The following is a 22,416-nucleotide window of genomic DNA, read 5'->3' as shown; positions in this document are numbered from 1 at the left end:
CCATCTCAGGCGTCCAGCCGGTGACGCTACCAATCCCCAATCCCCAATCCCCAATCCCCAATCCCCAATCCCCAATCCCCAATCCCCAATCCCCAATCCCCAATCCCCAATCCCCGCCTGTGGGACAATAGTGGGCCCGACGCCACGCGCCCGCTTCCGACAGATCCCTCATGACGACGCCTACCCGCCGCGAACTCGCCAACGCGATCCGTTTCCTTGCCGCCGACGCGGTCGAGGCCGCCAATTCCGGCCATCCCGGCATGCCGATGGGCATGGCCGACATCGCCGAAGTGCTGTGGAACGACTTCCTCAGCCACAACCCGAACAACCCGCACTGGTTCAACCGCGACCGCTTCGTGCTGTCCAATGGCCATGGCTCGATGCTGCAGTACGCGCTGCTGCACCTGTCCGGCTACGACCTGCCGATCGAGGAGCTCAAGCGCTTCCGCCAGCTGCACAGCAAGACCGCCGGCCACCCGGAGCGCAGCGAGACCCCCGGGGTGGAGACCACCACCGGTCCGCTCGGCCAGGGCTTCGCCAACGCGGTCGGTTTCGCGCTGGCCGAGAAGTTGCTGGCGCAGCGCTACAACCGCCCCGAGCACCAGATCGTCGACCACCGCACCTGGGTGTTCATGGGCGACGGCTGCATGATGGAAGGCGTGTCCCACGAAGCCGCCTCGCTGGCCGGCACCTGGGGCCTGGGCAAGCTGGTGGCGTTCTGGGACAACAACCATATCTCCATCGACGGTAACACCGCCGGCTGGTTCAGCGACGACACCCCGGCCCGGTTCGAGGCCTATCACTGGCACGTGATCCGCGACGTCGACGGCCAGGACGCCGCCGCGGTCAAGGCCGCGATCGAGGCGGCGATCGCCGAGAGCGAGAAGCCGACCCTGATCTGCTGCCGCACCACCATCGGCTTCGGTGCGCCGACCAAGGCCGGCAAGGAATCCTCGCACGGCGCCGCGCTGGGTAAGGAAGAACTGGAAGGCGCGCGCAAGGCGCTGAACTGGCCGTATGCGCCGTTCGAGATCCCGCAGGCGATCTACGACGGCTGGCGCGCCGGTGGTGCCGGCACGCTGCGCCAGGCCGAGTGGGAGCAGGCCTTCGACAAGTACGCCAAGCAGTACCCGGCCGAAGCCGCGGAACTGACCCGCCGTTCGCACGGCGAGCTGCCGGAAGACTTCCTCGCCCAGGCCGACGCCTACATCGCCAAGCAGGCCGCCGAAGGCCAGACCATCGCCTCGCGCAAGGCCTCGCAGATGGCGATCGAGGCGTTCGCGCCGCTGCTGCCGGAACTGGTCGGCGGTTCGGCCGACCTGGCGCATTCCAACCTGACCCTGTGGAAGGCCAGCAAGTCGGTCGCTAGCGACGACCCGAACGCCAACTACGTGTACTACGGCGTGCGCGAGTTCGGCATGACCGCCATCGCCAACGGCCTGGCGTTGCACGGCGGCTTCATTCCGTTCGACGCCACCTTCCTGGTGTTCAGCGACTACGCACGCAACGGCGTACGCATGAGCGCGCTGATCCCGGCGCACGCGATTCACGTCTACACCCACGACTCGATCGGCCTGGGCGAGGACGGCCCGACCCACCAGCCGGTGGAGCATCTGGCGTCGCTGCGCTACATCCCCAACAACGACGTGTGGCGCCCCTGCGACACGGTGGAGTCGGCGGTGAGCTGGAAGGCCGCGATCACCCGCAAGGACGGCCCGAGCTGCCTGGTGTTCAGCCGCCAGAACCTGCCGTTCCAGGCTCGCACTGAGGCGCAGATCAAGCTGATCGAGCGCGGCGGTTACGTGCTGGCCGATGCCGAGGGCGGCACGCCCGACGTGATCCTGATCGGCACCGGTTCGGAGGTGGGCCTGGCGGTGGAAGCCAAGCAGGCGCTGGATGCCGCGGGCCTGAAGACCCGCGTGGTGTCGATGCCGTGCACCGACGTGTTCGATCGCCAGGACGCCGCCTACCGCGAGTCGGTGCTGCCGTTGGCGGTGCGCAAGCGTGTGGCGGTGGAAGCCGGTGTCACCGCGTTCTGGCGCGCCTACGTGGGCCTGGACGGCGCCGTGGTCGGCATCGACAGCTTCGGCGCCTCGGCGCCGGCGAACGTGCTGTACAAACACTTCCAGATCACCGCCGAGCACGTGGTGGCGGCGGCGAAGGCGCTGTAAGCCGAGAGCCACGATGGTGATGAAAAAGGCCGGCGCATGCCGGCCTTTTTCTTGCCTGTGTGGGTGTGTCGGATGAGGAAAGGGACGCTTCTACGACCACGCAATCGGCGCGATGCGCATCGGTGATGCGATCAACCGCGCTTGCGCGGCTTGCTGCGCGGCGTCGCAGGCTTGCCGGCGGCGCTGCCGGATTTCTGCGGCGTCGCCAGTGCGCCCGCCTCCTGCAGTTGCTGCAACCAGGACAGCGCGTCGACATAGGACAGGAAGTGCTGCAGGTAGCCTGGCGAGAGCGTGCGCATCAGCGCCAATGCGCGATGCACCAGCACGCCGGAGTTGAGCGGGCCGGCGTCGGCGGGGGCCGGTTGCAGCGACTGCCGCAATTGGCTGCGGCTGCGCAGTTCTGTCCACAGCCGGCGCGCGTCTTCGACCGCGGGCAGTTGCGGTGCGGTGAGTCGCGCCGCTGCGGTGGGCAAGGGCGATGGTGCGGGGAGTTCTGTGTCGATGGCATCGGTCGCCGTGGGGGCTTCGTCGTTGGCCTCCAGGTTGGCGCCGTGGTCGTTGCCGGCGCGGATCGCAACCGCCGCGGCGCGGAACTGCGCCAGCAAGGCGCCGAGCGGGCCGGGTTGCATCGCTCGCACTGCGGCCTCGGCATCGCCAGCGCTTTGCGGCGCCGCGTCCAGTGCCGCGGCGTACGCGTCGAGCAACGCGGACAGTTTCTGCTCCAGCAGTTCCCGCGCCTTGCCCTGCTGCGCCTCGGTGCGGCGCGCCAGCGCTTCGAGGAAGCGGAAGCGCAGCGGGTCCAGCCGCTCGGCATGCTCAGCACGCCAGGCGGCGAGGCGATCGGCGGCGGCGATCCGATCAGGGCGCATGCGGTGTCGCTGTGCTCTTGCGCATGCGCGGCAGCGGCGCCATCTCCACGCGGCGGTTGCTGGCGCGTCCGGCCTCGTCCACGTTCGGCGCCACCGGCTGCTGCGCGCCGAAGGCGGCGGCGAAGACTGCATCGGCCGGTACGCCGGCCTCGATCAGCGCGCGGGTCACGGTCAACGCGCGCTCGGCCGACAGTTCCCAGTTGTCGGCGAACTGGCGATTGCTCTCGCGCACCTGGCGATCGTCGGTGAAGCCGCTGACCATCAGGATCTCGTCGCGCGCCTTGAGGTAGCCGGCCAGCGGCGCGGCCAGGCTCTTCAGCAGGTCGCGGCCCTCCGGCTGCAACTGGTCGGAGTTCAGTGCGAACAGCACGTTGCCGCGGATGCCGATGCGGCCGTCGACCAGGGTCACCCGGCCGGCCGCCAGCGGCGCCGCCAGCGCCTGTTCCAGGGTCTTGCGCTGCTGCGCTTCACGCTGGCGTTGGCGCATTTCCGCATCCAGCTTGTTCGACAGCTGCAACTGCACGCCGATCACCCCGATCAGGATCAGCACGAAGGCGCCGAGCAGCACCGACATCAGGTCGCCGAACACCGCCCAGACCGGCGCGCCGTTGTCGGCCTCGAGTTCCAGCTCGTCGCTCATGCCGCGTCGGCCTGGTCGGGCGCCTGGCGCGCGGCGAGCTGACGCAATTCCTCGGTGATCTGCTGCTGCGAGAGCATGCTCAGGTCGATCACCTCACGCGCCTGCGCCACGTAGTAGGCCAGTTGCTCGTCGCTGCGCGTCAGCGACTTGTCCAGCGCCTGCTCGATGCCCTGCAGGCGTTCCAGAAGGGCGGCGTTGGATTCGCCGAAGGCCTGCACCGCGCCGGAGAACGCGTCGCCCAGGCTGGCCACCTCGGTGGCGCCGGCGACGACCTGCGCGGCGGCGTCGTCGAGCTTGCCGGTCTGCGCGTCGATCTGCTCGGTGAAGCGGCTGCCGACGCGCTCCAGTAGATCGGCCGACGTCGCGACTAGGGCGTCCACCGCGCTGCGCTGTTCGGTGGACGCGTGGTTGACCGCCTCCAGCAGGGTCTGCAGCGTGGCCAGCAGGCGATTGCGCTCGTCGAGCATGGCGGTGTCGCGGACCATGCTGTCGGAGAGCTTCTGGCGCAGTTCCGCGACCACGTCGGCCGCGGCCTTCGGCGCTTCCGAGGCCACCTGCACCAGCCGCTCGATCTCGGCGATGGTGTCGCGCGCCTGTGCCTGGCCCTGCTCGGACATCGCCGCCGCGGTCTCCTGCAGCGTGCTGCAGATCTCCTGCTGGCGCTGCGCGATGCGCTCGCCATGGTGCTCCCACTGTCCGCCGAGGGTCGCGGCCATGCTGGCGAAGCTGTCGGTCCAGGCACGCAGGCGCGCCTGGTCGCGCGCTTCCAGTGCCTCCTGCAGGTCGGCATGGGCCTGCTGCAGCGTCTCGGCGAGGGCGGCGGCACGCTGTTCCAGGCTGGCCGCAGCGGTGTCCAACGCCTGCGCGTTGCGCGTGGCCAGGGCCTCGTTGACCTCGCGTTGCTGCGCCAGCGCCGCGCTCCACGCCTGTTGCACGGCCTCGACGGTGGCGTCCAGGCGGGTCGCCACGGTCTCCAGCGCCTGCGTCGTGTGCGTGGCGAGGGTGTCGTTGATTGCGCGCTGCTGGGCCAGCGCAGCGTCCCAGCCCTGCTGTGCGGTCTCGGCGGTGGCATCCAGCCGCGTCGCCACGGTGTCCAGTGCCTGCGCGTTGCGTGCGACCAGTGCGGCGTTGGCCTCGCGCTGCTGTTCCAGCGCCGTGCTCCAGGCTTGCTGGGCAACTTCGGCGGTGGCATCCAGGCGGCTGGCCACTGCGTCCAGTGCCTGTGCCTGGCGCGCGGCGAGGCCGTCGTTCGCCTCGCGTTGCTGCGCCATCGCCTCGCTCCAGGCCTGCCTGGCGTCGTCGCTGGCGGCTTGCAGGCGTGCCGCGGTCGCCTCCACCAAACTGGTGGCGCGCTGTTCCAGGCCGTCGCCGGCGCGCTGCAGCGCGCTGCCCAGTTCCTGCAGCAGCGCGCCGTTGACGCGTTGCTGCTCGGCCAGCGCGCTGTCCCAGCGCTGCGTGGCCTGTTCGGCGGCCTGGGCGAAGCCATTGGCCAGGCCGTCCAGCTGCCGCTGCACCGCCTGGCCGACGCTGTCCTGCAGCGCGGCGGTCTCGCGCGCCACGCCGTCCAGCGTGCGTTGCACCACCGGTTCCAGCGCATCGCCGAACGCCCGCGCATGCGCGGCCACGCCGGCCTGCAGGGCGTGTTCGACCGCCCCGGCCAGGCGCATGTAGGCGGCCTCGGTGCGGCTGTGGAAGGCGTCCTGGCTGCTGGCCAGGCGTTCGCCGCTGACCGCGCTGTGCTGTTCCAGCGCCGCCATCATCGTCTGCATGCGCTCGATCAGGCCGGGCATCAGCGTGGCCTGGGTCTGCAGCAGCTTGAAGGCCTCGTTGCGCTGGTAGGCCAGCGAATGCGTGCGCAGCGCGGTCGCGGCGTGCAGGTCCAGGTGCTGCACCGCCTGCAGGCGCTCGCGCCGGCACAGCGCGGCGAGCAGGCCGAGCATCGCCGAGGCGGCGACGCCGGCGATGGAGGTGCCGAAGGCGAAGCCCAGGCCCTTCAGCGGCGCCGCCAGCGAGGCGCGGATGGCATTCAGATCGGTGGCGCTGTCCAGTGCCAGGCCGGTGCCGCGCAGGGTGGCCATCATGCCCAGGAAGGTGCCGAGCATGCCCAGCAGCACCAGCAGGCCGACCAGGTACGGGGTCAGCGCCGGCACCGGCAGGGCCGCGCGTTCGCCTTCGATGCGCAGGCGCACCGCGTTGCGCAGGCTCGGGTGCAGCCGTTGCAGCCAGCCGCCCAGATCGCTGCGCGCGGCCTCGGCGTCGCTCAGCGCGGTGTGCAGGGTCGCCGTGGCCTGGCGGTAGCGGTACAGCTCGGCGATGCCGGCCAGGTAGCACAGGCCGATCAGCGCGGCGAAGCTTGCGCCCAGCGGGTTGGAGCCGAGATAGCCGACGCCGATCCAGCAGACCACGGCAAGGCCGGCGAGGAACAGGACGGAATTGAGCAGGGTCTTGGGCATGAGGATCGGATCAACGGCTGCGAAGCGCGGCGAGCAGCGCTTCGATGGGATGGAAACGGACGTCCAGTTCGGCGCGCAACACGCTGTGCAGGTCCTGGCGGAACAGGTCCAGCCAGGCCGTGTCGGCAGGCGCCGGCGGAACGTCGGTGAGGGATGGATCGGGGGCGGGCGCCGCGGCGGCGCGCAGGCGCTGGAAATGCGCTTCCAGCAGGTTGGGCACCGTCGCCAGCAGGGTCTGCTCGCGCGGGCTGAGGGTCAGTTCCATCACCGCATCGACCTCGGCCAGCCGCGCCATCTCCGGCGAGAGCGGAACCAGGGCATCGCGCAGCAGGCCGCGTAGGCGCCCGGTGGCGGTGAGCATCGCGCGCTGCAGCGCCAGGTAGCGCTGGCGGAACGGCGCGTAGTCGATCGGTGCGTCGGGGTCGTGCTGGCGCTTGCCCACGGGCTTGCCGGTCTCCTTGGCGATGTCCAGCGCGATGCTCTCTTCCAGCGCAGCGCGCACGCGGCCGCATTCGGCCTCCAGGGCCGACGGTTCCGGCGCCCCGGGGGCGTCCTCGGCAGGCTCGGGCAGTTTGCCGTCCAGCGCCCGCGACACCGCCACCGCGCGGTTCCAGTCGATCCATTGGCCGAGCCGGTCGGCCAGCGCAGGGCTGGACGCGGGCATCGACGCATCGCTCAGGCGCGCCAGCAGGCGAATGAAGGCCGGGCCCGGGACGGGCGCCCGTGGAGGGGCTTTCGCCATGTGAGTGGTCAAAAACCCGCAATTTTACACGCGAATGACATCGGCTGCCGCAGGCGGCCGATGCCGACCCGCAAGGGGACGCCAGCGACCTCAGCGCGCCTGGCGTTCGGTGCGAATGCGTTGCCTCATTTGCATTGCGGCTTGTTCATCTTGATGTCTTTCAGATCGGCAGCCGTATACAGCGCCGCGGGGCGGTTCGGGTCGTTCTGCATGTTCTGGTAGAGATTGGCCAGTGCCTGCAGATGGCCGTCTTCGCCGCTGCCGAAACGCTGCTGTTCCGAAGCCTTGGCGCCATACAGGCCATTGCACAGCAGGGCTTTCCTGAAGATCTTCAGTACTTCCACGCGCGCATAGTAGGTCTGCAGGCGCTGTGCGGCGTCTTGCGGTTGGTGATTGATCTTCGCGTAGTTGCTGTTGCAACGCGGACCGAGGTCCGTCGGATAGGCAGCGACGATGCCTGCGCAACTGGCGACGGTGGCGGGCGGAGCGGCCAGCGCAGCAAAGGGCAGGAGTGTCGACAGCACGAGCAGAAGAGCGCGGAATGATGGGCGCATGTTCATCGAAGGGAATCCTTGGTCGCAATGGGATGGATGGTCGGCTTGCGCGCCATGCAGACATGGTCGTCGCGCAGCCACTTTCGCTGCGTGCCGATATGTGCGGGATCGGGAAATGTCCGTAGATGCCCGGGCCTTCAGCCCGAGGAAGCGCGATGCAGCTTGCGGAGGATTGCCGCGTCTCTCGATGCTTCGGCGCCAGGAGTGGTCTCTGAGGGCGGGGCGCGGCGCTGGTGCATCCTGCCCAATGCCTTGCGTGCGGTCTGCACGCAAGGCACCCGCCGCAGCGGCGGAGGCAGGGCAGCGTCAGTAGGTGTAGCTCAGCGTGAGCATGTACACGCGCCCCGTTTCCACGTAGGCGCCATCGGCACCGGGGTCGTAGGCCATGTAGCGGGTGGACTTGCCCTGGGTCTCGTAGAACGTGGCCGAGTTCAGCAGGTTCTTGGCGGCGATGCCGACGTCGATGCCGTGCGGCAGGTGGTAGGTGGCGGTGAAGTCCAGCGACTTGACCGGCTGCAGGTAGTAGTTGAGCCGGTCGCTGGTCAGCCCGAGCAGTTGCAGGCCAGTGTAGTTGTAGCTCAGGTCGGCGCGCAGGCGGCTGTCGTCGTAGAACAGGTCCAGGTTGTAGATGCGCTCGGGCGCACGCGGCAGCCAGGTCTTTTCGGGCTGGTCGGCGCGCTTGCTGTCGGCGGAACTGTGTTGCAGGGTCAGGTTGGCGGCAACGCCGACGTTGCTCCAGAACCCAGGCAGATCCTGCAGGCGCTTGCTGCCGGCCAGTTCCACGCCGTACAGCGTCGCGGTGCCGCCGTTCTGCGGCATGGTCACCGGCACGCCGTCCTCGAAGGTGGTACCGGTCGGCACCAGGCCGCCGAGCGTGTTGTCGTTGCTGGTCGCCGACTGCGAGGTGTAGATGAAGCCGGTGATGCGCTTGTAGTAGGTCGAGGCGCTGAGCACGCCGCCGTTGCGGTCGTAGAACTCCGCGGACAGGTCGGCGTTGTCGGCCTTGCTCGGCTGCAGGTCGGGATTGGGTTTGGAGATGCCGATGACCTTCTGGGTGGGGTCGACCGTGTACACGGTCTCGCCGGAGATCAGCCCGAACGCCGGGCGGCTGAAGCTGCGCCGCAGCGAGGCGCGGTAGACGGTCAGCTCGTCCGGGCGGTAGTTGACGCTGATGCCCGGCAACACCTCGCCGTAGCTGCGGCCGCTGCCGACGAAACGGCCGTTGATGCCGTCGCCGTTCGATTGCCACGCGTCGGCGGAATAACGGGTCAGTTCGTAGCGCACCCCGGGCAGCACGGTGACCGCGCCGACATGCAGCGTTGCCATGGCGTAGCCGGCGTAGATCGCCTCGGTACTGGAGGTGGTGTTGGCGTTGTAGTCGTTGGCGGTATAGATGCCGGCGCCATTGGGATCGTTGACGTACTTGTACGGCACCGCCTGCGCACGCACCCAGTCGCGGTCGAGGATCTTGAACGGGCCGGCGTAGTGTCCATCGAACGCCGCATAGGTGAGGCGGCCGGGCAGCGCGCTCAGCGGCGGGCCGCCGGCGTTGGGGAACACGTAGTTGCTGCCGCCGAAGTAGGGGCCGTTGTAGACGAAATTGCCGTCCTTGTGGAAGAACGGGTGATCGTAGGAGCCGCGGTCGGCGTGATCGAGCGACAGGCCGGTCTTGACCTCGTCGAGCACGTTGCCGTCCACGCGGTAGCTGATGTCGGCATGCGCGCTGGCGCGGTTGTCGTGGCTGCCGGCATCGTGGCCCTGGGTCTTCCAGAACAGCGCCGAATCCAGGCTGTAGAAGAAATTCTTCAGGGCCGGCGAGCTCGGGCCGATGCTCGGATAGGTCGGGTCGCTCAGGTCGAACGCGAAGCTGCCCGGGGTGAAACCGTACAGGCTCGCCGCGACGTAGTCCGGGCGGCTGCGCGTGCCGCGTCCGAAGGAACTGCCGTAATCGAAGCGCAGACGATCCAGCGTGGTCTGCCCGCCCAGTTGCAGCGTGGCCAGGGTTTCCTTGATGTCGTGGGTGTTGAAGTAGCCGCCACGCACCGCGGTCGGCTGACTGTTGACGGTTTCCAGGCGTGCGCTGGATTGGTCCTGCTGGCCGGTGACGTTGTAGCTGCCGTAGATGGCGCGCGCGAAAAGGGTGGTGTGCTCGCCCTGCCAGTCGAAGGCGAGGTTGCCGCCGTAGCGCTCGATCTGGCTGGTGTAGATGCTGTATTTGTAGCGGGCGCTGAGCAGCGGGCCGACATTGCGCAGATCCACTGCCTTGGCCTGCGCGGGGTCCGCCGGGAAGTACGCGCTGTTGGGCGCCGGCGCCTGCGCCATTTTGTTGTTCTTGCCGTAGTAGGCCGAGGCGTAGACGCCGAATGCGTGTTCGTCGCCGAACTTCCAGGCCAGCTCCTGTTGCAGCGTGCCGCCGGTGTGCTTGCCGCCGAGGTTGGAAGCGAGCGCGTTGAACTGGCCTTGCGCGGTGGTCTTGCCGTGGAAGTCGCCGTCGAAGTCGAACGCGCTGGGTGTGCGCATGTCGATCGCGCCGCCGATCGCGTCGCCCGGCAGGTCCGGGGTCGGCGACTTGGAGACCTTGACCGACTGGATGCCGAACGGCGCCAGCATGTTCAGCGAGATCGCGCGCGTGGACGAATCGGTCTCGGGCATGCCGAAGCCGTTGAGGCGGTAGCTGTTGTAGCTGGCATCCAGGCCGCGGATGCTGACGTAGGCGTTCTCGCCGGTGGTGGCCTGGCCCAGGTGCATGTCGCTGTAGGCCGACAGGCCGGGCAGGTGCGCGACCACGTCGGCGATGCCGGCCGAGGGAATCGCGTCGATCTGCTGCTTGCTCATCACGCTGTTGACGCCGTTGGACAGGCGCTGTTCGTCCAGCGAACCCGGAGCGGTGGCCTGCGTGGCCTGGACGTTCACCGAATCCAGGGTGGTGGTGCGCGCGCTGGCGTCAGCGGCGTCGCTGGCGCGGGCGGTTGGCGAGAGCGCAAGCGCGAGGGCGATGGCACAGCACAGGGGGCGGGGGCGATGGATCGGGAGCATGGGGGTGGCTCGTTGGGGGAAACAGCGGTTGCGATCCGAAGTCCGGACACGCCGATGCCGGCGCGCGGATCGCCCAGGCCTTCCATTGCGTACGTGTGGGGCGTGGCCGCGACGTCGCGCGGCCAATGGCATTCAGTGGCCCAGGTCGACGCCGTGGCAGTCGGCCTGCGGACGCTGCGGATTGCAGCGGGCGACGGCATCGCCGGGGAAGCGCACCACGTAGCCGGAGGCTGCAGGCTCGTGAAAGTCGGTGCTGAGCAGTTGCGCGCCGCTGGCGAGCATGGCGTCGCGTCGCGCGGTGTCGTTGCGCAGGGCTTCCTTGAGGTCCGCGTCGGTGCGGGTGCGCACCAGGTAGCCGGCCTTCACCAGCGTCGCGATCTCGTCGGCGCTGCCGTCGTTGCGCTCGACGAAGGCGGCGTCGTCGGCGCCGGGATCGGCATTGGTGAAGCACACGCGGCCGCGCAAGGACGGATGGCCGGCCAGGTAGGCCGGGCCGACCGCACGCTGGTCGAGCAGGAACACCACCTTGCCGCGCGCCGCGGAGAGCGCAGGCCAGCCCTGCGCGAGCACGGCGGCGTTGAGCGTGGCCGCGCTGCCGCGTACCTGGTCGGGGCTGATGTAGTCGTTCGCGGCGAACACCGAGCGCAGTTCGGCGTCCAGCGCGTCCAGCGCCTTGCCGTCGAACGGCTCCGGCTGCACCGTGGGGAAGGCCGCCGGCACGGTGGATTGCTTGGTTTCCAGCAGGATGAAGATCGGCAGATGCCCGGGGTGCCGTTGCGACCACGCCCGCACCTCGCGCAGGCAGGCCTGCAATGGCTGGCAGGTGCTGCGCTGGTCGAGGTCCTGGATGTGCATGACCTTGAAGCCCGGTCGCTGCATCACGCCCGGCGCGGCGATCGGCGGGGCCGGCGGCAGCCCGGCCTTGGCGAGCTGGTCGATCATCGCCGGGTGTGCGTAGCGTCCGCCCTTGGCGTCGGCGTAGATGTCCAGTTCGATCTGGCGCACGCCGTCGTCCAGTTGCTGCGTCAACGGCGGATGCCGATAGTCCAGCACCGCGAACGTCGCTGGATCCAGGCGTTTCCACAGCGCCACTTCGCTGGGCGCGAAGCCGGCGTGGTAGCTGTTGTGGCTGCCGATGTACTGCAGGTCGCTAAGCCTGGGTGCGGCGCACAGCGCAGATGGCAACAGCGCCAACACCGCCAGCAGGGCGCGCAGCGCAGCTGGCGCGCTGCGGAGTTTCGACGACATCGGGACAGAACGTTGGGGGAACATCGTGGCCACGTTTGGTAACGATATCTCGACAGCATCCCGAGTGGAGTTGACGCGGGTGTTGCCAAATCGTGTCATGGCCCGCGCTGTGCCACGATCGTGCGCGGTGTCCTATGCACGCATGACCGTCGTCACGTTGTTGCGGCTGGTTTGGACAAGCACCGCCGGCGATGCGGTTTTGCCGCAACTCAGTGCGAAGCGTTGTCGTTGTTGCGAGAGCGGCTTAGCCGCGACGGGCATTCCCGATCGCGCGCGTTGCGGCTGTAGGCCCAGGGCACGTCTAGCCGCTTCTACACGTAAACCCTGCGTCGCCGGGTGGCTCCCTGCCGTTGCCGCGCGTGCGTCATTGCGGCGTGCGCGTGCGCTGCAGGGCGAATGCCAGCAACGTCGCGTCCAGCCGTTCGCCGAGGTTGCGCGGCGCGTCCAGCCCCATGCGCTGCATGCAGGCGGCATCCGCCGCGGGACGCGCCAGCACCGCGCTGGCCACCGTCTTCAGCTTGGCGCCGGTGCTGGCAGTGTGCTGCTGAAGCCAGGACAGGGCGCGCAGCAGGCGCTGCTCGACCTCGGTGAAATCGCTGCCCAGCGGATAGTCGGGCAGGGTGCCGTCGCGGCGGAACGGCGCCAGCGCGTCGCGCACGCGCGCAGCCTGATTGCGTTGCCAGTGCGTGGGTGCTGCGAAATCGGCGGCCAGCTTGCCGTTGGCCTTTGCCGTCTCCAGCAACGCAAGTTGGGCCTGCACGTCGGCGATCCCGACCATCGCTGCGATGCAGTCCTCGTCGGTCAGGCCGCGCAGGTCGGCGATGCCGTACTCGTTGACGTAGAGGTCGCGCAGGTGCCGCGGAATGGTGGTGTGGCCGTAGTTCCAGCGCACGTTCGACTGCGTTGCGCCGGCATCGCTGCGGACGGCGCGGAACATCAGCACGCTGCGCGCGTCGTCCAGCGCGTGCGCCATGGACACGAAGTTGTACTGGCCGCCGACGCCGGACACCACGCGGCCGTCGTCCAGCGCATCGGACACCGCCGCGCCGAGCGCGGTGGCCATCATGCACGAGTTGAAGAAGCGCGCCTCGCGCCGCTGTACCCGGCGCAGCGCCTCGCCGCCGTAGAGCTGGTTGATCTCGCTGATGCGGCGCATGCCGATCGCCGCGCGCGCCGCCGGGTCCATGTCGCGCAGCCAGGCGTAGAACTCCGGCGAGCCCAAGTAGAACGCGCCCTGCAGGTATTCGCCCTCGCGCTCCAGGCGCTGCAGGTCTTGCGCATCGGCGCTGCCGTCGGCCACGCGCTGCAGCAGCGGCGCGTCGTCGAGCACCTTGCGCCGGATCACCCCGCACTGGACCAGCTGCCGGAAGCCCTCGTTGAGCATCTCGCTGCAGCCGAACAGGCCGACCGCGAACGGATCCAGGCCGCCGCATTCGCGTACCGCCGGATGCCGTTCCAATTCCGGATCCAGCGCCGCCAGCACCTGCCGGTAGCGCGCGTTGTCGGTATGCCGCAGCACCAGCGCGTGGCACAGCGCATCGGCCAGGGTGCCGATGCCGATCTGCAGGGTGCCGCCGTCGCGCACCAGCGTGCTGGCGTACAGGCCGATGGCGTAATCGGCATCGGCGACCGGCTGCCGTGGCAGCCCGAACAGGCGCGGATACGGCCCCGGCGGCGTCACCACCACGTCGAAGAAGCTCGGTTCCACCGCCGCGCAGCCGCCGATCCACGGCAACTGCGGATCGACTTCGGCCACCAGCAACGGCCGCGGCAGGCCGCGCCGCTGCACCGCGGCCAGGGTGTCCTGGGTGATGTCGTTGTTACACGAGAACGACAGCCGGGTGCCGTCGGGTTCGCGCGCCACCTTCTGCACGATCAGGTTCGGCGCGCGCTGCGCCACCGCATCGGCGGCATGGGTGTAGTTGAGGCTGGTGTAGCTGCGCTGCGCCTGGGTCGAGCGCAGCAGCGCGCCGGACTGCATGTAGAACTCTTCGACCTGGATGTGCGCCGGCAGCGCATCGCGCTGCATCGCCTGCACATAGCGCAGGCGCGGGAAGTCCTCGCCGAAATGGCGTTGCACGAACGGTCGCGCGAAACGTCCCTGCATCCCGCCACCGGGCGCCGGCGGATTGAGCGACAGCGCGGTGTAGATCTGCAGCGGCCGCGTCGGATCGTGTTCGATGCGCTCGTACAGCGCGTTGAGCAAACGATGCGGCTTGCCCAGGCCCAGCGGTGCGCCCACGCGCAGCGGGCCGGCGATGCGCTGCAGGATCAGGTCGGCAGCGGCGTCGAGGTCGTCGAGGTGATCGGTCATCGGCATAGCTTAGAGGGTGTGCCGGCGATTGCGTGGATCGTGGTGCGAGCGATACGCGCGGTGCCGCGGCGTACGCGATTGGCAGCGACGACCTCCGGGCATGGGGGCATGCCGATCGCCAGGGCATCGGTCGCTGCGCAAAAAACGCTTGACATGCGTTTTGTTTACGCGCGTAATCATTGAAAATTTACGGGCGTAAACGTAATGTCGATCAGCGATGCGGAAGCCGTGGTCATGGAGGTGCTGTGGGAGCGGCACCCGCTCAGCGCCGAGGAGGTGTTCGCCGCCTTGTCCGGGCATGGCGGCTGGGCCGAACCCACGGTCAAGACCCTGCTCAACCGCTTGCTCAACAAGGGCGCGATCCGCGCCGACAAACAAGGCCGCCGCTATCTGTACACGCCCCTGCTGCAGCGCGCGCAGTGGGTGCAGCAACAGAGCGAAGGCCTGCTCGACCGCCTGTTCGGCGGCCGTATCGCGCCGTTGGTGGCGCACTTCAGCGAACGCGGCAAGCTCAGCGATGCCGATATCGCCGAACTCAAACGACTGATCCAGGAGTTGGACGATGAGCATTGACGGGATCGTGAGGGACCTCGGGAGTACCGCGCTGGTCGTCAGCGTGGCCATCGCGGCGGTGCTGGCGTTGCGCGTGCCGATGCGGCGCGCGTTCGGCGCCGGCATCGCCTACGCGCTATGGATCGCGGTGCCATTGGCGCTGCTGGCGGCACTGTTGCCGAGCGGCTGGCGTCCAGCGTTGCCGGCGAGCTTGGCGCTGGACATGCCGGCGGTGCTGGTCGGCGTGACACGGGCGCAGATGTCGGTAGGCGACGGCGTGTCGGCGAGCGGACAGGCCACGGTCTGGTTGCTGTCGTTGTGGCTGGCGGGTGCGCTGGCCTCGGCGACCGTGCTGTGGCGGCAGCAGCGCCGCTACCGACGCAGCCTGGGTCGCTTGCAACCTGGCGAGGATGGCGTGCTGGTCGCCGAGCATGCGCTGCATGGGCCGCTGGTGCTGGGTGCGTGGCGGCCGCAAGTGGTGGTGCCGATGGACTTCGCCGCGCGCTATCCGCCGCCGCAGGCGCAACTGGTGCTGGCGCACGAACGCATGCATATCGCCCGCGGCGACACCCGCAGCAATCTGCTGCTCGCCGTGCTGCGCTGCGTGTACTGGTTCAATCCGCTGCTGCACTGGGCGGCCACGCGCTTCCGCCTGGATCAGGAACTGGCTTGCGATGCCGCGGTGCTGGTTCGCCATCCCGGCACGCGCCGGCATTACGCCGAGGCGATGCTGCAGACCCAGTTGGACGCGCTTGCCTTGCCGGTGGGGTGCCATTGGCAGGCGGGCAGCGTTCTGTGCCAGCGCATTGCCTTGCTGCGGCGCCCGGCGGTGCGTGGTTGGCGGCGTCGTCTGGGCCTCGCGGCGGTGACGCTGGCCGCGTTGAGCGGGAGTGCGGTGGTCTTGGCGCTGCCAACCGCTGCGCCGGTCGGCGGGATGGCGCGCGACTTGGTGGCGAGCGAGATGGAGAGTGCGCCCGCGCCGCAGCGCGGAGCTGCCAACGCGCGGGCGACGCGGCCGGCCAAGATGATCGACCTGACCCCGCCGAAGTATCCAGAGGAGGCAGTGCGTGCTGGCATCTCAGGGAAGGTTATGCTGCTGGTCGAACTTGACGCACACGGGAGGCCGAGCGATGTGCGCGTGCTCGACCATGGCAGCGGTAGTGCGGTATTGGATGCGGCGGCGGTGTCCGCCGCCTGGAAGTGGCGCTTCTCTCCGGCGACCGAACACGGCCGGCCGGTGCCCAGCCGCATGAAGATACCGGTGGCGTTCGACGTGGAAATGGATCCCGTGGCGGCACCGGCGGGCGTCGCCGAGGCTGCGGACTACCGTTGGTACCGCCTGGACGAGGGCGCCGGCGATGCGGTGGCGAGCCTGTGCGACAAGACGTTCGCGGGTACCAGCGGCGCCGCGCCGCTGTGCGGCATGGCGCGGACCGTGCGATGAGTGCGCACTTGCGGACCGGCATGCTGCTGGCACTGGTCCTTTCCGGCTGCGTCAGCCACGTGCCGAAAGAGGCGCCGCAACCGACCCAGCGCATCGACTCGGTGGATCAGCGCATGCTGGAAACAGGATTCGGCGCGGCGCCCGGTGCAGCGGCGGTGCAGTCGTATCGGATGCAGCCGCAGGAAGTGTTCCGCATGCCGCAACCGCTGCAGGCGCCGACGCCGCAGTTGCCGAGCGCGTCGCCGCGCCGCACGTTGGCCCCGACCACGGTCTGCGTGCGGGTGATCCTGTCCGCGCAAGGCATGGTGGAGCGCAGCGCCCTGTTGAACGATCGCCCGGACTGCAGCGCGGGCGCGCAGCCGGAGATGGCCGATCTGCTGCAGGCGGTGCAGGACGCGGTCGCGCAGTGGCGCTTCGTGCCGGCGGCGATCTGCACCTATGCCGATCCGGCGCAGCGGCCGGTGCAGGACGGGCGCTGCGACGATGCGCAGTCGGTGCAGGAAGTGCCGGTGACGCTGGCCTATGCGTTCACCTTCGAGGTCCGACAGGGCAAGGCCAGCGTGCAGTCGGGGCGCGTCGGCGGCGCGCGCTGAGCGCCGCGATCGCCGCGTGCGGTCTGCCTTGCCCGTTGCCGGGAACTACAGCATCTCCGGCTTGAACAGGCGCCGCCGCGAGATCTCCGCGCCTGACAGCATGAAGCGGCCGTCGCCCCGGTAGTGCAGGGTGCGCGGCCGCTTCGGCGAGGCGGCGACGTGCGCCTTGACCACCTCCCATACGAACAGGCTATGTTTGCCGATCTGGCTGCCGTCGTGCAGGCGACATTCGAAGCTGGCGTAGCACTCGGCGATCAGCGGCGCCGCCACGTGCGTGGCGGGCACCGCGGTGAGGCCGAAGTGCGCGAACTTGTCCAGGTCCGCGCCGCTGGTATTGCCGATGCCGACCACGGTGTCGACCAGGTCGGCGGTGGGAAGGTTGATCACGCATTGCTTGCTGCGCCGGAGCAGCGCGAAGCTGTGGTTGGCGCTGGAGATGCAGCAGGCCAGCAGCGAGGGCGAGAACTCCAGCACCATGTGCCAGCCAAGGGTCATGATGTCGCGCTGCTGCTTCCAGGCCGAACTGACCAGCACCACCGGGCCCGGCTCGAGGAAGCGGCGGACGTCCTGGGTGGGGAAGTCGAGCTTGCGGTAGCGGCGCATGCAAAGTCTGTCGTGCGGGACCTTCAGTCTCCCCAGTCCCGGTGAACGCGACGTCTGCGTCAGTCCAGCCGATGCACCGCGTCGGCGATGCGCGCCACTTCCTCGGCCTGGTGGCTGACGTAGAGCATCGGCAGGCGCACGTCGTCGCGCACGCGCTGCAGGTAGGGGATCAGGTCGCTGCGGCGGTCGGCGTCCAGCGCCGACAGCGGTTCGTCGAACAGCAGCAGCGACGGCTGCGACAGCAGTGCGCGGCCGATCGCCACGCGTTGCGCTTCGCCGCCGGAGAGCGTGTCGGGGCGCCGCCCGAGCAGGGCGCCGATACCGAGCAGGTCGACCACCGCATCCAGTGCGAAGCGCGCCGGCCGGCCGCGGCCGTGGCTGCCATAGCCGAGGTTGCGGCGCACGTCCATGTGCGGGAACAGGCGCGCGTCCTGGAACACGTAGCCGATGCCGCGGCGATGCGCCGGCAGGTCGATGCCGGCAGCGCTGTCGTACAGCACGCGGCCATCGATGGCGATGCGCCCGCTGCGCGGCGGCAGCACGCCGGCGATGGCGTTGAGCAGGCTGGTCTTGCCCGCACCGGACGGACCGACCAGCGCGACCACGCGCGCCTGTTCCTCGATGCGCACGTGGCGGGCGAAACGGCCGCGCTGCAGCTGCAGGTCGATGCTCAGCATCGGTGCAGGCTCCGGGCGCACGCGCTGCTCATACATCCGCCTCCAAGCCGCGCTGGCGCCGGACCAGCCACTCGGAGGCCAGCAAGGCGCCCAGCGAGATCGCCAGCGCCACCGCCGCCAGCCGCCAGATGCCGGCCTCGGCGCCGGGCACCTGCAGCAGGCTGTAGATCGCCGAGGCCAGGGTCTGGGTCTGTCCGGGGATGTTGGAAACGAAGGTGATGGTGGCGCCGAACTCGCCCAGCGCCTTGGCGAAGCCGAGCACGCCGCCGGCGACCACGCCCGGCCATGCCAGCGGCAGGGTGATGGTGAAGAACACGCGCCATGGGCCGGCGCCGAGCGTGGCGGCCGCCGCTTCCAGGCGACGGTCGGTGGACTCCAGGGCCAGGCGGATCGCCCGCACCATCAGCGGAAAGCCCATCACCGCGCTGGCCAGCGCCGCGCCGGTCCAGCGGAACGCGAACTGCACGCCGAGATGTTCGAACAGCCAGCCGCCGATCGGCCCCTGCAGGCCGAACAGCTGCAGCAGCGCGTAGCCGGTGACGATCGGCGGCATCACCAGCGGCAGGTGCAGCAGCGCGTCCAGCAACGATTTGCCGAAGAAGCGGCGCCGCGCCAGCAGCCAGCCGCAGGCCACGGCGAACGGCAGGCTGGCCAGCGCCGCGACCAGCGCGACCTTGACGCTCAGCGCGATCGCGGTCAGTTCCTGCGCGGTGAAGTCGAACAACGCCAGGCCTCAACGGGCGAGCGAGAAACCGTGGCGACGGAAGATCGCCTGCGCCGGCGGCGTGCCCAGCCAGCGCACGAACTCGGCGGCGCTCTTCGCCTGCGCGCTCGCCCGCAGCGGCGCCACCGGATACACGATCGGCGCGTGGCTGTCGGCGGGGAAGGTCGCCACCACCCGCACCTTCGGTTCGGCCTGGGCGTCGGACCCGTAGACGATGCCCAGCGGCGCCTCGCCGCGCGCCACCAGCATCAGCGCGCTGCGCACGCTCTCGCTTTCGGCCAGGCGCGGCTGCACCGCGTCCCACTGACCCAGCGCCTGCAGTGCGGCGCGCGCGTACTTGCCGGCCGGCACGCTGGCGGTCTGGCCGACCGCCAGGCGCCCCTGCGCGCCGAGCGCGGCGAGCAGCGCGCCGTGTTTGCGCAGGTCGACCTGCGCCGTGCTGGCGGCCGGCGCCACCAGCACCAGGGTGTTGCCGAGCAGGTCGCGGCGCAGCGCCGGATCGATCAGCTTGCGCTGCTGCAGGTAGTCCATCCACTCCTGGTCGGCGGAGAGGAACACGTCCGCCGGCGCGCCCTGTTCCACCTGCCGGGCCAGCGTGGAGCTGGCGGCGTAGGACACCTGTACGGGGGTGCCGCTGGCGCGCTGGTAGGCGCTGGCGGCCTCGTCCAGCGATTCCTTGAGGCTGGCGGCGGCAAACACGGTCAGCGGCGTCTGCGCCGAGACCGGCGCGATCGCGGTGGCGACGATCAAGGTGCACAGGCACAGCAGGCGGCGCAGCGGTCGGGTCATGGGTCACTCCAGCGGGGGGCAGGTAGGCGATGCGGCAGGGCGCGGCGGCGCGCGCGTACGGTCGCGCAGCGCTGTCGCAACTCCGCATCCTAGCGCGCCGGCGGCGCGCTGCCTGCTCACGCCGCCGGCGGCGCCAGGTCGTCGGTGCGGCCGGCCTGGATGTTGGCGCGCACCGACGGCTGCATCAGCCGCGGCTCGGCCAGCGTCGCATCGCGCGCCTGGCGCAAGGCCACGAAGGCCGCTTCGTCGATGCCATCGCGCACATGGATGTTGCTGCGGCGCTGTTCGCCGATGCTGGTCTGGCAGGCCACCGCGCGGCCGCCTGCGCCGTAGTCGTGGCACACGAACACGCGCGTCGCCTCCGGCAGCGCGTACAGCCGCCGGATCGAACGGTACAGCGTGGCCGCGTCGCCGCCGGGGAAGTCGCAGCGCGCGGTGCCGCTGTCGGGCATGAACAGCGAATCGCCCGGGAACAGCGCATCGCCGATCAGGTAGGCGACGCTGTCGCCGGTGTGGCCGGGCACGGCGATCACCTGCGCCTGCACATCACCTATCGCGAAACGCTCGCCATCGGCGAACAGGTGATCGAAGCCGCAGCGCGCCTGCGCGTCCGCGTCCAGTCCGAACTGCGGCGCGAAACGGGCGCGCACCTCGCGGATGCCGTCGCCGATCGCCAGCGTCGCCTGCGGCCATCGCTGCTTGAACCACTGCGCGGCGGAGACATGATCGGCGTGGGCGTGGGTCTCGAGGATCCAGCGCAGGTGCAGTCCGCGCGCGTCCAGGCACGCGGCCAACGCCTGCGCCGGTGCGTCGTCCAGTGCGCCGGTCTGCGGGTCGTAGCCCACCACCGGGTCGATCACCGCGGCGTCGTTGCCATCCTCGACCACGTAGCTCCAGGTGCCGGAACCGGCATGGTGGAAGGCGTGGACGTGCGGATGCTGGCTCATCGATCGCTCCGGGTGGCAGCAGGTGGCGCGGCGCTGCAGTAAATGCCGTGCAACACCTCAAGGATGCGCTGCACCGGGCCGGGCACCAGCGAATAATAGATGGTCTGACCCTCGCGGCGGGTCTGCACCAGTCCATCCTCGCGCAGCAGCGCCAGGTGTTGCGACAGCGCCGACTGGCTCAGCTCCACACGTGCGTTGAGCTCGCCGACCGATTGCTCGTGGTCCACCAGCAGGCACAGCAGCAGCAGCCGCTTCTCGTTGCCGAGCGCTTTCAGCAAACGCGCCGCCTCGCTGGCGTGCGCGCGCATCGCGGCAGGGTCCAGCGCGGTTGCGGCGCGGCGCGGCATGGGCTCAGAAATCGACCGGGCCACCGGCCGCGGTCCAGCCCAGGAAGCCGCCGGTCAGCGAGCGCACCGCGGTGTAGCCCAGGTGCTGCAGGCTCAGTGCCGCCAACGTGGAGCGGCCACCGCTGGCGCAGTACAGCAGGATCGGCTGGTCGCGCCGGGCCAGCGCCGGATCGGCATCGAGGCGGAACTCGAGGATGCCGCGCGGGATGTTGATGGCGTTGGGCAGATGGCCCATGGCGAACTCGCCGGGTTCGCGCACGTCGATGATCCACTCGCCGGGCAGCGGCGTGGCGGCGGCATCGGTGTGGGCAGGGGTTTCGTGGATCTGCGCGCGTGCGCGGTCGACCAGGACTTGGGCGGAGGAGGCGGGCATTGGGGGTGCTCGGCGGGAAAGTGCGGCCATCATATCAGTTGACTCTAATATAAGAAAATTCTAATTTATCTCGCGGCCAGCCTCGGGCGGCCGCGCCCGATCTGCCGCGGTGGGGGGCCCACCGACGGCGCGGATGCGCCCTTTCTTCTGGAGTTCGATCATGCGTGTGCTTCGTTGGCCGATCCGGGGTGTCTGGCGTGCCGGACGGCTGCGCGGGACGCTTACCGCACCCGCCGCTGCACCGGCCCGCGGCAGCAGTCGTGCGCCCCTGGCGGGCGCGTTCGCGACGCTGGCGCTGCTGGCGTTCGCAGGCTGTCGGCATGACGCCGCCACGGTCGCGCCGCCGCCGTTGCCGGCGCTGGCGACCGTGCCGGTGGAGCCCGCGGCGATGGCGTCGCGCTCCTGGGACGGCGTCGTGGCCGCGGTGGAGTACGCCGATCTGAGCGCGCAGACCGGCGGGCGCGTGCGCAGCGTCGCGGTGGACGTGGGCGACCGGGTCGCCGCAGGCCAGGTGCTGCTGCAACTCAGCGCAGTGGAACAGCGCGCCGGTGTGGCCAGTGCGCAGGCGCAAGTGCGTGCCGCGACGGCCAGCGCCGACGAGGCCGAGGCCAGCTATCGCCGCTATGCGTCCCTGGCCGCGGCGCAATACGTGTCGCGCGCGCAACTTGACCAGGCCCGCGCCACCCGCGATGCGGCGAATGCCGCACGTGCTGCCGCCGTCGCGCAACTGGCGCAGGCGCAGCAGCCGGCCGACTACACCGTGGTGCGCGCGCCGTTCGCGGGCGTCATCAGTGCGCGCCAGGTGCAGCCGGGCGAGGCGGTGGCGGCCGGGCAGGCCTTGCTGTCGCTGTACGTGCCCGGCGCGCAGCGCATCGAGGTGCAGGTGCCGCAGTCCGATGCCGACGCCATCCGTGCCGTGCCGCGCGCGCAGGTACGGCTGGACGATGGGCGCAGCCTGCAGGTTCCGCAGGTGACGGTGTTCCCCACCGCCGATCCGCGCAGCCACAGCGTGACGGTGCGGGTGCCGCTGCCCGCGCTGCAGCCGGCCCCGGTGCCGGGCACCACGGCCAAGGTCGGTTTTCCGCTGGCTGCCGGCGATGCCGCGGAGGCGGCGCCGTTGCGCATTCCGCTGTCGGCGCTGCTGCAGCGGGGCGAACTCAGCGCGGCCTATGTGCTGGCCGACGGTCGGCTCAGCCTGCGGCAGCTGCGGATCGGCCAGCGCGATGTGCAGCGCGTGGAAGTGCTGGCCGGGCTGCGCACGGGCGAGCGGGTGGTGCGCGATCCGGTCGCTGCCGGGCAGGCGCTGGCCGCGCAGCGGCGTGCGCTGGCGGAGCGTTGAG

20 protein-coding genes are annotated in these 22,416 nt (G+C 70.0%); 5 read left to right on the top strand and 15 right to left on the bottom strand.

Annotated elements, in window-relative coordinates:
* Positions 1–170: 170 nt before the first annotated feature.
* Positions 171–2,171: a transketolase gene (gene tkt, locus SLW56_RS14025; RefSeq protein ID WP_320695009.1), complete on the top strand. Its 2,001-nt coding sequence runs from the start codon at positions 171–173 to the stop codon at positions 2,169–2,171.
* A 131-nt stretch (positions 2,172–2,302) separates the two neighbouring features.
* Here the strand turns inward: tkt and SLW56_RS14020 are convergent, their stop codons facing one another.
* From SLW56_RS14020 to SLW56_RS13985, 8 genes are all read right to left on the bottom strand, one after another.
* Positions 2,303–3,040, bottom strand: a complete 738-nt coding sequence (locus tag SLW56_RS14020; protein WP_320695008.1) for a DUF2894 domain-containing protein — start codon at positions 3,038–3,040, stop codon at positions 2,303–2,305.
* Positions 3,030–3,680, bottom strand: coding sequence for an OmpA family protein (locus SLW56_RS14015; protein WP_152236134.1), 651 nt, complete (start codon positions 3,678–3,680; stop codon positions 3,030–3,032). Before SLW56_RS14015 ends, SLW56_RS14020 begins: the two co-directional genes overlap by 11 nt.
* Positions 3,677–6,133 (bottom strand): DUF802 domain-containing protein, encoded by a 2,457-nt coding sequence (locus SLW56_RS14010; RefSeq protein ID WP_320695007.1) that lies wholly within the window; start codon positions 6,131–6,133, stop codon positions 3,677–3,679. Before SLW56_RS14010 ends, SLW56_RS14015 begins: the two co-directional genes overlap by 4 nt.
* Before the next feature lie 10 nt (positions 6,134–6,143).
* Positions 6,144–6,875: a DUF3348 domain-containing protein gene (locus SLW56_RS14005; RefSeq protein WP_267092730.1), complete on the bottom strand. Its 732-nt coding sequence runs from the start codon at positions 6,873–6,875 to the stop codon at positions 6,144–6,146.
* Between the two features lie 125 nt (positions 6,876–7,000).
* The gene (locus tag SLW56_RS14000; protein WP_320695006.1) at positions 7,001–7,435 is read right to left on the bottom strand and encodes a hypothetical protein; all 435 of its coding nucleotides are present in this window, start codon (positions 7,433–7,435) and stop codon (positions 7,001–7,003) included.
* A 300-nt stretch (positions 7,436–7,735) separates the two neighbouring features.
* Positions 7,736–10,465, bottom strand: coding sequence for a TonB-dependent receptor (locus SLW56_RS13995; RefSeq protein WP_320695005.1), 2,730 nt, complete (start codon positions 10,463–10,465; stop codon positions 7,736–7,738).
* 132 nt (positions 10,466–10,597) lie between these two features.
* Positions 10,598–11,713: a phosphatidylinositol-specific phospholipase C1-like protein gene (locus SLW56_RS13990; RefSeq protein ID WP_295910251.1), complete on the bottom strand. Its 1,116-nt coding sequence runs from the start codon at positions 11,711–11,713 to the stop codon at positions 10,598–10,600.
* 364 nt (positions 11,714–12,077) lie between these two features.
* Entirely contained in the window at positions 12,078–14,033 is a 1,956-nt protein-coding gene (locus tag SLW56_RS13985; protein ID WP_295910252.1) for an acetyl-CoA hydrolase/transferase C-terminal domain-containing protein, read from the bottom strand.
* Between the two features lie 198 nt (positions 14,034–14,231).
* On the opposite strand from SLW56_RS13985, the gene SLW56_RS13980 reads away from it, so the two are divergent.
* From SLW56_RS13980 to SLW56_RS13970, 3 genes are read left to right on the top strand one after another with little or no spacing between them, the layout of a single operon-like run.
* Complete coding sequence (locus SLW56_RS13980; protein ID WP_010340889.1) at positions 14,232–14,600, top strand: BlaI/MecI/CopY family transcriptional regulator; 369 nt, start codon at positions 14,232–14,234, stop codon at positions 14,598–14,600.
* Positions 14,590–16,023 (top strand): TonB family protein, encoded by a 1,434-nt coding sequence (locus SLW56_RS13975; RefSeq protein ID WP_295910253.1) that lies wholly within the window; start codon positions 14,590–14,592, stop codon positions 16,021–16,023. Before SLW56_RS13980 ends, SLW56_RS13975 begins: the two co-directional genes overlap by 11 nt.
* Positions 16,020–16,616, top strand: a complete 597-nt coding sequence (locus SLW56_RS13970) for a hypothetical protein (protein WP_295910255.1) — start codon at positions 16,020–16,022, stop codon at positions 16,614–16,616. Before SLW56_RS13975 ends, SLW56_RS13970 begins: the two co-directional genes overlap by 4 nt.
* Positions 16,617–16,661: 45 nt before the next feature.
* Here the strand turns inward: SLW56_RS13970 and SLW56_RS13965 are convergent, their stop codons facing one another.
* The 7 genes from SLW56_RS13965 to SLW56_RS13935 form a co-directional block, all read right to left on the bottom strand.
* Entirely contained in the window at positions 16,662–17,219 is a 558-nt protein-coding gene (locus SLW56_RS13965; RefSeq protein ID WP_295910256.1) for a flavin reductase family protein, read from the bottom strand.
* Positions 17,220–17,278: 59 nt separating this feature from the next.
* Positions 17,279–17,896, bottom strand: a complete 618-nt coding sequence (locus tag SLW56_RS13960) for an ATP-binding cassette domain-containing protein (RefSeq protein ID WP_295910257.1) — start codon at positions 17,894–17,896, stop codon at positions 17,279–17,281.
* A 28-nt stretch (positions 17,897–17,924) separates the two neighbouring features.
* Positions 17,925–18,620 (bottom strand): molybdate ABC transporter permease subunit, encoded by a 696-nt coding sequence (gene modB, locus SLW56_RS13955; protein ID WP_267123604.1) that lies wholly within the window; start codon positions 18,618–18,620, stop codon positions 17,925–17,927.
* A gap of 9 nt (positions 18,621–18,629) precedes the next feature.
* Positions 18,630–19,409, bottom strand: coding sequence for a molybdate ABC transporter substrate-binding protein (gene modA / locus SLW56_RS13950; protein WP_295910258.1), 780 nt, complete (start codon positions 19,407–19,409; stop codon positions 18,630–18,632).
* 116 nt (positions 19,410–19,525) lie between these two features.
* Entirely contained in the window at positions 19,526–20,356 is an 831-nt protein-coding gene (locus tag SLW56_RS13945) for an MBL fold metallo-hydrolase (RefSeq protein ID WP_295914661.1), read from the bottom strand.
* The gene (locus SLW56_RS13940) at positions 20,353–20,703 is read right to left on the bottom strand and encodes a metalloregulator ArsR/SmtB family transcription factor (RefSeq protein ID WP_017917369.1); all 351 of its coding nucleotides are present in this window, start codon (positions 20,701–20,703) and stop codon (positions 20,353–20,355) included. The genes SLW56_RS13945 and SLW56_RS13940 overlap by 4 nt, the downstream gene beginning before the upstream one ends.
* Before the next feature lie 4 nt (positions 20,704–20,707).
* The gene (locus SLW56_RS13935) at positions 20,708–21,076 is read right to left on the bottom strand and encodes a rhodanese-like domain-containing protein (RefSeq protein WP_017909974.1); all 369 of its coding nucleotides are present in this window, start codon (positions 21,074–21,076) and stop codon (positions 20,708–20,710) included.
* A gap of 160 nt (positions 21,077–21,236) precedes the next feature.
* Between SLW56_RS13935 and SLW56_RS13930 the strand changes: the two genes are divergently transcribed.
* Positions 21,237–22,415 (top strand): efflux RND transporter periplasmic adaptor subunit, encoded by a 1,179-nt coding sequence (locus SLW56_RS13930; RefSeq protein WP_267092724.1) that lies wholly within the window; start codon positions 21,237–21,239, stop codon positions 22,413–22,415.
* The last annotated feature ends 1 nt before the right edge of the window (position 22,416 follow it).

This window comes from Xanthomonas sp. LF07-6 (genome assembly GCF_034105445.1).
Lineage (GTDB): Bacteria > Pseudomonadota > Gammaproteobacteria > Xanthomonadales > Xanthomonadaceae > Xanthomonas_A > Xanthomonas_A sontii.
The sequence above is the reverse complement of the archived record's forward strand: the minus strand, read 5'-3'. Positions and strand labels throughout refer to the sequence as shown.